Here is a 12,015-nt window from a genome sequence, read left to right on the forward strand (position 1 = left end):
GTTTTCCTAAGGTAAGCCTTCCCTTAGTGAAGGAGGCTGCCACGTGAGACCGCCCGGGCTGCACGACCCCACGGCCGAGCACTCCAGCTGTGGTGTCGGCCTGATCGTCCGCAAGGACGGGGTGCAGACCCACGACGTGCTCACACTCGCCCATCGTGCCCTGTGCGCGGTGCCGCACCGCGGCGGCATGTCCGCCGAGGGCGTCGGTGACGGCGGCGGGGTCTCGGTGGACCTGTCGGTCCCGTTCTTCTCGCAGCTGGTCGGCCGGGAGCTGGCGCCGGGCCGCTTCGCCGTCGGCAACTTCTTCCTGCCCGCCGACCCGGAGCGGGCCGCCGCCGCGGCGTCGCTGGTCACGCTCACCCTGACCGCGCACGGCGGCACCGTCCTGGCCGTCCGTGACGTCCCGGTCGACCCGTCGGTGCTGCGTCCCGCCGCGGTGGGGCAGCAGCTCCCGGTGCGGCAGTGGGTCGTCGAGGTGCCGGGCGGCGGCGATCCCGAGCGACTCGCGCACCGGATGCTGCTCGACGTCGAGGCGGTCGCCTACACCGACGAGACCGTCGCCGGGCTGTACCCGCTGAGCCTGTCCACCCGCACCCAGGTCCTCAAGGGACGGTTGAACTCCTGGGAGGTGGTGCCGTACTTCACCGACCTCACCGATCCCGCGCACGCGGTGCGCAGCCTCTACTTCCACACCCGCTTCTCCACCAACACCGACCCGCACCCGTCGATGGCGCAGCCGTTCCGGCTGCTCGCCCACAACGGCGAGCTCAACACCGACCGTAAGAACCGCATCGCCGACGAGGCGCTGGCCCGCGCGCGGGGCGGGCGCATCGTGCGCCCGCCGGGGCAGTCCGACAGCGCCCGGTTCGACCAGACCCTGCACGCCCGCGTCGCCGGCGACGGGCTGGGCCTGGTCGCTGCCGTCGTCGCCGCGATGCCCCCGGCCTGGGAGAACGACACCACGCTGCCCGCCTCGGTGCGCGCGATGCTGGAGTACCGGTCGCTGACCGAGGAGATCAACGACGGCCCGGCCGCGCTGGTGTTCTCCGACGGCGAGGTCGTCGGTGCCCGGCTCGACCGGCTCGGCCTGCGGCCGCTGCGCACCTGCGAGACCGCGGACTACCTGACGGTGTCCTCGGAGGCGGGCCAGTTCCCGTTCCCCGCCCACGACGTGCTGCGCCGCGGCCGCATCGAGGCCGGCGGGATGCTCTGGTGGAGCACCCGGGAGAAGCGGTCCTACGACACCGCGCAGACCCTGGCGCTGCTCGCCGCCCGCGCCGACCACGAGGCCCTGCTCGCGACGGCCCGCACCCCGGCCGCCGCGCTCCCGCCCGCCGCCACCGGGCCCGGCCCGGACGGCGACCTGACGGTGCCCCAGCGCTACGCCGCCTACGGTCTCGACGCCGAGGCGTTCCGGCTCCTGCTCGACCCGATGCTCGACACCGGCACCGAACGGGTCTCCGCGATGGGCTACGGCAACGCCGTCAACGCCTTCACCGGGCGCGAGGGCGGTGTCGCGCACTACTTCTCGCAGCGGTTCGCACAGGTCACGAACCCGCCCCTGGACCCCATCCGCGAGGCCGACGGCATGACCCTGCGCGTCGCGCTCGGCGCCCGTCCCGTCGACGACGGCCCGTTCCACCGGATCGTCCTGGACTCGCCCGTCCTCGACCCCGACGGGCTCGCCCGCCTGGGCGGGCAGCACATCGTCCCGGTCGCGACGATCGCGTTGCTGCACGAGCCCGGCACGCTGCGGGCCGCGGTGGAGTCGCTGTGCACCGAGGTCGTCGCCTTCGCCCGCGACGGCGGCGGCATCGCCGTCCTCGACGACCGCGCCGTGTCCCGCGACCGCGCCGCCGTGCCGGCCGTGCTCGCCGTCGCCGCGGTGAACCGCGCCCTGGTCGACGCCGGGCTGCGGCCCGCGGTCTCGCTGGTCGTCGCCACCGGCCAGGTGTGCTCGGCGCACCACCTCGCCGTCCTGCTCGGGTTCGGCGCCTCGGCCGTGCACCCGCACACCGCCGCGCTGCGCGCCGTGGAACAGCATCCCGGCGACCCGGCCGCCGCGTTCGCCCGCTTCCGCGCCGCCGCGGAGAAGTCGCTGCTCAAGACGATGGCGCGGATCGGGCTGTGCACCGCGGAGAGCTACGTCGGCGGCGAGTTCTTCGAGGCCGCCTACCTCGACACCGCCGACCCGGTGCTCGCCCGCTGGTTCCCCGAGGTCGACGCGCCGGTCGGCGGCGCCGGGTTCGCCGACCTCGAGCGGTCCGTGCGCGACTGGCACGCCCGGGCCCTGACCGTCACCGGCATCGACGACCTGCCGCAGCTCGGCCTGTTCAAGGAACGCTCCGACGGCGCCGGGCACTCCTTCGGCGCCGCCGCCGTCACCGCGTTCACCGGCCTCGTCGACGAGCGCGCCGGGCTCACCGCCGCTCCCGTCGACCGCGCGCTGCGGCTGCTCCCGCTCACCTCGCTCACCGACGCCTTCGGCCTGGACGACGAGGCCTACCAGCACACCGGCCTCGCCCCGCTGACCGCCGGGCAGATCGACGCCGCCGTCGTCACCCCCGGCTACCGCGCGTTCGTCCGCACGGTCACCGCCGAGCGGGAGCGGCGCCCGTCCGCGCTGCGCGACGTCCTCGTGCTCCCGCCGGACCTGCGCGACGGGCGGCCGGCCACCGCGCTCGACCGGATCGACCCGCACGGCAACGCCTGCATCGCGGTGCGCGGGCTGCGCCGTGACGGCGACCTGCTGCACGTCGACGGCGACGCCACCGGGCTCGCCGACCGGCTCACCGACCGGTTCGGCGCGACCGTGCAGCGCCCCGACCGCAGCACGCTGCGGGTGACCGACCCCGGTACGGCGGCGGACTGGCTGGACCTGCTCGTCACCGCGCCCGACCCCGTCCCGCAGGCGCAGGTGCAGCCCGCCTCCGAGATCACCCGCACCTTCGCGTCGGGCGCCATGAGCCACGGCGCGCTCGTGGCCGGAGCGCACGAGGCCGTCGCGCACGGCACCAACATGGTCGGCGCACTGTCCAACTGCGGCGAGGGCGGCGAGTCCCGCAGCCGATTCGGCACCGTCCGGGGCTCGCGCATCAAGCAGTTCGCCTCCGGCCGCTTCGGGGTGTGGGCGGGCTACCTCGCCGACCCGGTGCTGGAGCAGATCGAGATCAAGATCGCGCAGGGTGCCAAGCCCGGCGAGGGCGGCCAGCTGCCGGGCGCCAAGGTGACCGTCGACATCGCCGCCGCGCGCGGCGCCACGCCCGGCGTCGAGCTGGTGTCCCCGCCGCCGCACCACGACACCTACTCCATCGAGGACCTCGCCCAGCTCATCCACGACGCCACCGCCGCCCGGGTGCGGGTCGTGGTCAAACTGGTGTCCTCGGAGGGCATCGGCACGATCGCCGTCGGCGTCGCGAAGGCCGGGGCGCACGTCATCAACGTCGCCGGCAACACCGGTGGCACCGGAGCCGCGAACGTCACCAGCCTCAAGTTCGCCGGGCGCTCCGCCGAGCTGGGGGTCGCCGAGGTGCACCAGGCGCTGTCCGCGCACGGGCTGCGCGACGCCGTCGAGCTGCGCTGCTCCGGGGCACACCAGACCGGCGGCGACGTCGTCGTCTCCGCGCTGCTCGGTGCCGACGGCTTCGAGTTCGGGACGACCGCGCTGATGATGCTGCGCTGCGTCATGGCGAAGAACTGCAACGTGAAGTGCCCCGCCGGGATCACCACCGACGCCGACGCCTTCGACGGCGACCCGCGCGCACTGGCCCAGTACCTGCTCGGCGTCGCCCACGAGGTCCGCGAGATCCTGGCCGGGCTGGGGCTGCGCAGCCTGCGCGAGGCCCGCGGCCGCGCCGACCTGCTCCACCTGGCGCGGCACCCGTCGCTGGTCGGGCGGCTCGACCTGCGCCGGCTGCTGCAGCGCGTCACGACCCCGCAGGTCCCCGACCCGGTGCGGGTCGGCACCGACCACACCCACGACGAGCGGTGGTCGGCGACCGTGCGCGCCGCGCTCACGGCGGGACAGCGCGGCGTCGACATCGACGGCGGCGAGCTCGGCAACCGCCACCGCTCGGTCGGCGGGCGCCTCGCCGTCGACATCGAGCGGATGCTGGAGCACGAGCGCGTCCCCGGCGCCGTGCTCGTCGACGACCGCGGCCGCCGCTTCCTGCCCGACCGCTACGTCCGGGTGCGCACCCACGGCGCCGCCGGGCAGTCGTTCGGGCTGTTCTGCAACGACGGCATGTGGCTGGAGCACACCGGCACGGCCAACGACGGCGTCGGCAAGGCCGCCTGTGGCGGGACCGTCGCGGTCCGCTCGCCCGCCCCGGCCCACGACCCCGTGCCCGGCGCGAACGTGCTCGTCGGCAACTTCGCCCTGTTCGGCGCCACCGGCGGACGGTTGTTCGTCGAGGGGGAGGTCGGCGACCGGTTCGCGGTGCGCAACTCCGGGGCGAGTGCCGTCGTCGAGGGGCTCGGCGACTTCGGCTGCGAGTACATGACCGGCGGCGCGGTGCTCAACCTCGGTGCCGCGGGCTCCGGTCTGGGCAACGGCATGTCCGGCGGGTTCCTCTACCAGTACGACCCGGACCAGACGGTCGCGTTCAGCACCGACTCGGTCGACGTCGCCCCCCGTCGCCGGGTTCCACGAGACCGCGGTGCGGCTGCTCCTCGGGTGGCACGCCGAGGCCACCGGATCGCCGCTCGCGACCCGCCTGCTCGGCGACTTCGACCGCGCCCGCGCGCACCTGCTCGTCGCCACCCCGCGCGCACTGCGCCTCTACCAGGACGCCGGGGAGATCCTCGCCGCCCGCACCCGTCGCGAGCTCGTCGACGAGCTCGCCACCGCCCTGGCCGCGCACCAGCTGCGCCGGCACAAGCTCGCCCAGCGCGACGGCGTCCCCGTCGCGTCCGGGGCCGTACCCGAGGCCGCCGGGGAGGAGATGTTCGCCCTGCTCAACGGACTGACCGTGCAGACCGTCGCGGAGGAGATCGCCGCCCGGCGCGGCGTGCCCGCCCGCACCCTGCTGCTCACCGAGGACGGCGCCGTCCGCGCGCGCCTGGTGCGCTACGCCCGCGACGCACTGGCCGGCTACCCCGACGACGAGCTCGCCGTGCTCGTCTCCGACAAGCGCGTCGGGGACCTCAAGAGGTCGCTGGCCCGGCGCGACGTCTACAGCACCGACAGCCCCGGCACCTTCGGCTGGATCCTGGCCCAGGACGCCGCCAACACCGAGCGCCTCGGCCGCATCCCTGGCTTCGAGGAGCTGTTCGCCGCCCGCGCCGCCCCGGACCTGGTGGGAGCACCGTGACCACGCAGCTGCCGCCCGCCGAGCTGACCGCCCTCGGGATCGCCCCGGACGCCCCGTTCACCGCCGAACAGCGGATCTGGCTGTCGGGCTACCTGGCCGGTGCCCGCAGCACGGCCGCCGCACCCGTCGCCCCGAAGGAGACCGGCACGGGCCCGGTGCACGTCCTCTACGGCACCGAGACCGGCAACGCCGAGTGCGTCGCCGACCTGCTCACCGAACGGCTCACCGAGGCCGGGGTGCCGTGGGAGCTGCACGAGCTCGACGCCGTCGGGGCCGACGCGCTCGCCGCGATGACCCGGGTGGTCGTCGTCTGTTCGACCTACGGCGACGGCGAGATGCCCGACAACGCCGACCTCTTCCGCGCGATGATCACCGCCGACGACGTGCCGCGCCTGGACGCCACGTCGTTCGCGGTGTGCGCGCTGGGCGACGAGTCCTACGAGGACTTCTGCGCGGCCGGGCGGCTGATCGACACCCGGCTCGCCGAGCTGGGCGCCACCCGGATCCTGGAGCGGCGCGACTGCGACGTGATGTGGGAGGACGCCTCCGCGCAGTGGTTCCCCGAGATCGTCGGCGTGCTGACCGCGGCGACCCCCGGGGTCCCCGCGGCCACCGCCCCGGAGCCGGGATTCGCGCCGGAACCGGAGCCCGCGCGTCGCCGGGCCCGGCCCGCCCCGGTGTCCGCGGTGCTCGCGCACCGGGTGCGGCTGTCCGGTCCGACCTCGGACAAGGAGATCCACCACCACGAGTTCGACCTCGGTGGCACCGGCCTGACCTACGCCGCGGGCGACGCGCTCGAGGTCGTCCCCGCGAACGACCCCGCGCTGGTCGAGGCGCTGCTGGAGCACCTGGGCCACGACGGCGACGCCTGCGTCGGCGACCGTCCGCTGCGCGAGCTGCTGAGCACCGCCCACGAGATCGTGACGCCGTCGCGGGACCTGCTCGACGTGCTCGCCGACCGCGCCGCCGAGGCCGGGCTGCGCGCCGCCCTGCGCGAGGATCGCGCTGCCGCGGTGTGGGACCACGACCTGCTCGGGCTGCTGCGCGCGGCCCGGCTGCGGCTCGACCCCGAGGAGCTGGTCGGGCTGCTGCGCCCGCTCCGGCCCCGGGCGTACTCGATCTCGTCGAGCCCGCTGCTGTTCCCGGACCGGGTGCACCTCACCGTCGCCGCGGTCCGCTACCGCTGCGCCGACCGCGCGGTCGGCGGGGTCTGCTCCACCCACCTCGCCGACCGGCTCGCGGTCGGGGACACCGCCGTCGTCTCGCTGCAGCCGAACACCTCGTTCCGGCCGCCCGCCGACGACGTCGACATGATCATGGTCGGGCCGGGGACGGGCGTCGCGCCGTTCCGCGCCTTCCTGCAGGAGCGTGCCGCCCGCTGCGCCCGCGGCCGCAACTGGCTGCTGTTCGGCGACCGCCGTGGCCACCACGACTTCCTCTACCGGTCCGAGCTGCTCGGCTGGGCCTCCGACGGCCTGCTCACCCACCTGGACCTGGCCTTCTCCCGCGACCAGGCGGAGAAGATCTACGTCCAGGACCGGATGCGCGCCCACGGCGACCGGCTGCACGCCTGGTTGGCCGGGGGCGCCCACCTCTACGTGTGCGGCGACGCGAGCCGGATGGCCCGCGACGTCGACGCCGCGTTGCACGAGATCCTCGCCGCCCACACCGGTGGCGAGGACGGTGCGGCGGAGTTCGTCGCCGACCTCAAGCGCGGGAAGCGGTACCTGCGTGACGTCTACTGACCCGGAGCGTGCCTCGTGACCCTGCCCCGCACCGACCTCGAGATCCTGCTCTCCCATCTCGTCGGCGACCGGATCGACCTCGACCCCGGATCGCTGGCGCGACACCTCCCGCTCCTCGACGAGGTCGTCGCGACCACCGCGAACGGCAGCGCCCTGATCAGCGAGCTCGGCACCTACGCCGAACCGACCTTCACCGGCGACGCGTTCCCGGTCCGGCCGGACGCGGTGACCCTGCGGCTGTCCCGCCCGGCGGTCTCCTCGGTCGTCGCGACCCGGGCCGACGACGAGCGTCGCGAACCCGCCGCCCTGTGGCTGTTCGACGGCGACGGTGCGGCGGTGCACCGCGCGCACCTGCTCTCGCCCGACGCACCGCTGGTCACCGAGGTGCTGCGGCTGGCCCCGCGCGCCGACGACCCGCCCGCCTCCCCGGCACCCGGCGCCCCCGACGAGCTCGACCACCTCGGCCTGCTCGACGCGCTCACCGACGGCGGCGGCCGCGTGCCCGACGGGCTCGTCCCGGCGACCCCGCCCTGCGGTGTCGCCCGGGCCGTGGACCTGCTGTGCCTGCTCTGCGAGCACGGCGTCCCGGCCGGGCTGGCGGTGCCGCACGGCGGATGCCTCCAGATCGGGACGGGGTCGGTCGACCACGTCGAGACCGGCGACGTCGTCGGCGTCGTGTCCGGACCGGTGCAGTTCGCGTTCGCCCCCGCCGAGGTCGACGCGGTCCGCCCGGTCCGCACGCACGGCCCGCACGGTCCGATGACGACGGTGCTCCTGACCGCCGCGGACGGTCGCTGCCTGGCCCTGTTCGGCCAGTTCGGACTACCGTCGACCGGAGTCGTCGCGGCCTGGGAACGCATGGTCAGGGACGTGCTCCTACACCCGATCGGGTGAGTCGTGAACGCGGTCGACCCGGCGGTCGTAGAGACGGGCAACCAAGGATGAACCCGTCAGAAAGGACACCGGGATGCGTCGCACCCTGCCCCGTCTCGCCGCCGTCACCGCCGCCACCGCCCTCGGCTTCGCCGCGACCGCGGGCATCGCGTTCGCCCAGGAGACCGAGGTTCCCGAGCCGTCGACGTTCACGAGCATGTACACCGTGAGCGCCACGCCGGACACCATCATCAACAACGACGGCGCGTCCGTCCCCGGCGAGCCCGGCGCGACCGGTGAGTTCAACTTCCGGATCAACTCCGACGACGAGATCATCTGCTACGACATCACCCTTCGCGGGGTGACGGGCGAGTACCAGAGCCCGGCCAAGACCGCGACGCACATCCACGAGGCCGCCGTCGGCCAGCCCGGCCCGCCGCGCCTGGCGTTCCCGAACCCCGAGGGTGACGGCGACGTCCGCACCTCCTCGGGCTGCCTGCAGGGGCCGTTCACCACCGGGCTCGAGGGCGACAACGGTCAGGACACCGCGACCGGCTTCTCGCTGAAGCAGATCGAGGCGAACCCGACCGGCTTCACCGGTGACACCCACACCGCCGACTTCGCGGCCGGCACGGTGCGCGGCCAGCTCGCCGCCGTCCCGATGGGCGGCGTCGAGACCGGCGCCGGTGGCTCCTCCGACTCGACCGCGCTCTACGCGGTCGGTGCCGCCGGCCTGGCCGCTGCGGCCGGTGCGGGCGTGCTGATGGCCCGCCGGGGCCGTGCGCAGAGCTGACGACATGCGTGACCGACGCCCGGGAGCCTCGCTGCTCCCGGGCGTCGTCGCGCTGGTGTTCCTGCTCGTGGGGTGTGCAGCACCCCCCGCCGCCCCCGCCCCGGCCGTCCCGGCTGCGCCGTCGGTCACCGGGGCGCCCGCCGAGGTTCCGGCGGGTGCGCCCGCCTCGCTGCGCATCCCGGCCATCGGGGTGGACGAGTCGATGCTGCTGCGCCTCGGCGTGGCCGAGGACGGCACGGCGGAGGTACCGCAGGACTACGACCGGGTCGGCTGGTTCGACCGCGGCAGCGGTCCGGCACCCACCGTCCTGCTCGGACACGTCGACTCGAGGGACGGGCCCGCGGTCTTCATCGACCTGCGCGACCTCGCCCCGGGCGACGTGATCGAGGTCGGCCGCGTCGACGGCTCGGTGGACCGGTACGCCGTGGAGCGGACCGAGCAGATGCCGAAGGACGCGTTCCCGACCTTCGCCGTGTTCGGTGGCGCCTCGTCCGACCAGCTGCGTCTGGTCACCTGCGCGGGGGACTTCGACCGGGGGGCGCGCAGCTACCGCGACAACATGGTCGTGCACGCCCGCGCGCTGTGACCGTTGTCCGACGCGCCGGGCGTCCGGTTCCGCCCCGTACGCCCGGTCCGGGACGACACTGATCGGGTGACGGTGCCGCGACAGCGCGACCCGCGCCCGACGGGCGCCGCAGCCGGACGCCCCCGGGCGTCGCGGCTCGCCCGGCTGCACCGCGTCCCGCCGCTGCACCTGATCCTCGGTGCGACCGGCGCACTGCTCGCGGTCGGCGTGGTGATGGTGCTGTCGGCGTCGGCGGGCGGGCGGACCGTCGCCGACGGCATGGTGCTCACCGTCTTCGCCCGCCACCTGATCTTCCTGCTGCTCGGGGTCGGGGCGTTCGCGCTCGGGATGTGGGTCTCACCGCGCCGGCTGCGACGGTGGACGCCGTGGCTGCTGTTCGCCTGCCTCGGGGCGCTCGTGCTGGTGCTGGTGCCGGGGATCGGCGAGGTCCGCGGCGGCGCCCGCCGGTGGATCTCGGTCGGCGGGTTCACCGTGCAGCCGGGCGAGGCGGCCAAGGTCGTGCTGCTGCTGTGGGGCGCGCACGTACTGGCGCTGCGCGGTCGTACCGTGCGCCACGGCCGCTACGCCGTCCTGCCGCTCGTCCCGGTCGCGCTGCTGGCCGGGGCGCTGCTCATGCTGCAGCCCGCGCTGAGCACCACGGTGGCGCTCGGCGTCATCGTGCTGTCGCTGCTCTTCTTCGCCGGAGCGCCGCTGCTGCTGCTCGCCGGCCTGTCCGGCGGCGCGCTGCTCGGCGTCGCCGTCCTGGGGTTCACCGCCGACTACCGGCGCGACCGGATCAGCACCTTCCTCGGCGCCGGCGACGAGCTCGGCGCCGGATACCAGTCCCGCCAGGCCCTGCTGTCCCTCGCCGACGGCGGGGTGCTCGGCACCGGCCTCGGACAGGGCCGTGCGAAGTGGGACTACCTGCCGAACGCCGCGAACGACTTCATCTTCGCGGTGATCGGCGAGGAGCTGGGGCTGGTCGGCGGGCTCGCCGTGCTGGCCCTGTACCTGTTGCTGGCCTGGGTCGGGCTGCGCGTGGCCGCCCGTACCCGGGACACCTTCCTGAGGCTGGTGACGGCGGCGACCGCGACCTGGGTGGTCGTGCAGGCGGTGATGAACGTCGGCTACGTCGTCGGTCTGCTCCCGGTGACCGGTCAGCAGCTGCCGCTGGTGTCCGCGGGCGGGACGGCGTTGGTGAGCACCCTGTTCCTGCTGGGCCTCGTCGCCAACGCCGCCCGCCGCGTCAGGTAGCCAGACTTCCGCGCAGCACCGTGGACCCGGCGACGTCGACGACCCGGAACTCCTCCGCGTCGGCCCGCAGCACCGAGGAGTTGAGGTTGCAGACCATCGGGGCCGTACCGGTCCCGATGAACTCGCCCGCGTTCACCTCGCGCCCGTCCTCGGCCTGCACGACGACGCGGTAGGTCGCACCGGAGCGGAACCCGTCGCCGTCGAGGACGATCTCGACCCCCCAGGTGTGCGGGATCGCGACGGCCGTGGCCTGCACGGCGGGATCCATCGCCTGCACCGCGACCGGCTCGCGGGGGATACCGTCGTGGTCGCCCACCAGGTAGCCGCCGACCCCACCGACGAGCAGCGCGACCGCGGCCGCCGCGGCGACCGGTGCCCACCTGCTCCGCGCCCGGCCCGCGCCGCGGGCCGACTCCTCGGCCCGCGCCGCCGCGACGATGCGGTCACCCAGGTCCGGCGGGGGAGCGGGGGTGTGGTCGAGGCGGCCCGGGTCGATCCGGCGCAGTGCGGGCAGCACGCTCGCGACCTCGGCGAGCTCCTCGCGGCACGCCGGGCAGCCCTGCAGATGGGCCTCGAGGGTCGCCAGCTCGTCGCCCTCCAGCCGGCCCATCGCGTGGTCACCCAACGACTCCCGCAGCGCCCGGTGCTCGTCCGGAGTCACGGTTCCACCCCCATCTCGTCCATCGCCAGTCGCAACGCCTTCAGCCCGTAGAAGACCCGGCTGCGGATCGTCCCCACCGGCACGCCCGCGTCCGCCGCGATCTCGGCGTGCGGACGGCCCCGCAGGTAGGCCTCGACGATCGCCTGCCGGTGCTCCGGACGGAGCCTCCGCAACGCCTCCTCGACCAGCCAGCCGTCGACGAGCGCGTCGTCGACAGGCCCGATGGAGTCGTTCCCGGCCTCGGGCTCGTCGGTGAGGCCGCGGCGCCACGGTCTCGCCGCGACCCTACGGATCTCGTCGATGACCACGTTGCGTGCGATGGCGAACAGCCACACCCGCAGGCTGGCCACCGACGGATCGTAGGAGTCGGCGCGACGCCAGGCGCGCAGGAAGACCTCCTGCACGCACTCCTGTGCCGCGCCCTCGTCGCCCAGCTGACGCAGCGCGTAGCGGTAGAGCTCGGCTCCGTGTGCCGTGTACGCGGAGCGGAGCCCGGACTCGGAGTCGAGCCCGGGTTCGGCGAGCGCGCCGACGGAGCGCAGCCTGCGGTGGGGCGCCTTCATCGCTGTCCGGAACCTCCTGAACGTCCCTGTCCTCGATACGTACGTACCCGGGGGCGGGGATGTTCACGGGGCCGGAGTGGGATACGCTCCCAGCGTCCTGATCGACGAGATCGGGGCATGCGGGCGTAGCTCAATGGTAGAGCCCCAGTCTTCCAAACTGGCTACGCGGGTTCGATTCCCGTCGCCCGCTCACACCGCACGACCGGCCGAAACACCACCCCTAGTCGATCTTGAACAGGGGGCCGGTCG

The 12,015-nt window shown here is 74.7% G+C and carries 7 protein-coding genes and 1 tRNA gene; 6 read left to right on the forward strand and 2 right to left on the reverse strand.

All coding sequences use genetic code 11. The features are described 5' to 3' along the window. Positions 1 to 43: 43 nt before the first annotated feature. From KPF47_RS37065 to KPF47_RS37085, 5 genes are all read left to right on the forward strand, one after another. Positions 44 to 7,057: a glutamate synthase-related protein gene (locus KPF47_RS37065; RefSeq protein WP_224393022.1), complete on the forward strand. Its 7,014-nt coding sequence runs from the start codon at positions 44 to 46 to the stop codon at positions 7,055 to 7,057. Between the two features lie 15 nt (positions 7,058 to 7,072). Then, entirely contained in the window at positions 7,073 to 7,951 is an 879-nt protein-coding gene (locus KPF47_RS37070; protein ID WP_224393023.1) for a hypothetical protein, read from the forward strand. A gap of 73 nt (positions 7,952 to 8,024) precedes the next feature. Continuing rightward, on the forward strand, positions 8,025 to 8,723 hold the full coding sequence (locus KPF47_RS37075; protein ID WP_224393024.1) for a CHRD domain-containing protein: 699 nt from the start codon (positions 8,025 to 8,027) through the stop codon (positions 8,721 to 8,723). Between the two features lie 4 nt (positions 8,724 to 8,727). Beyond that, on the forward strand, positions 8,728 to 9,309 hold the full coding sequence (locus KPF47_RS37080) for a sortase domain-bontaining protein (RefSeq protein WP_224393025.1): 582 nt from the start codon (positions 8,728 to 8,730) through the stop codon (positions 9,307 to 9,309). Positions 9,310 to 9,375: 66 nt separating this feature from the next. Continuing rightward, positions 9,376 to 10,542, forward strand: coding sequence for an FtsW/RodA/SpoVE family cell cycle protein (locus KPF47_RS37085; RefSeq protein WP_224393026.1), 1,167 nt, complete (start codon positions 9,376 to 9,378; stop codon positions 10,540 to 10,542). Here KPF47_RS37085 and KPF47_RS37090 read toward each other — a convergent pair. Beyond that, positions 10,535 to 11,203 carry an anti-sigma factor gene (locus tag KPF47_RS37090; protein WP_224393027.1) on the reverse strand — a complete coding sequence of 223 codons (669 nt, stop codon included), beginning with the start codon at positions 11,201 to 11,203 and terminating at the stop codon, positions 10,535 to 10,537. The genes KPF47_RS37085 and KPF47_RS37090 overlap by 8 nt on opposite strands. Continuing rightward, the gene (locus KPF47_RS37095; RefSeq protein ID WP_224393028.1) at positions 11,200 to 11,766 is read right to left on the reverse strand and encodes a sigma-70 family RNA polymerase sigma factor; all 567 of its coding nucleotides are present in this window, start codon (positions 11,764 to 11,766) and stop codon (positions 11,200 to 11,202) included. Before KPF47_RS37095 ends, KPF47_RS37090 begins: the two co-directional genes overlap by 4 nt. A gap of 119 nt (positions 11,767 to 11,885) precedes the next feature. Between KPF47_RS37095 and KPF47_RS37100 the strand changes: the two genes are divergently transcribed. Beyond that, positions 11,886 to 11,956: transfer RNA gene (locus KPF47_RS37100), tRNA-Gly, on the forward strand. Positions 11,957 to 12,015: the final 59 nt, after the last annotated feature.

The organism is Pseudonocardia sp. ICBG1293 (genome assembly GCF_020131355.1).
In the GTDB taxonomy this organism is placed as follows: Bacteria; Actinomycetota; Actinomycetes; order Mycobacteriales; family Pseudonocardiaceae; genus Pseudonocardia.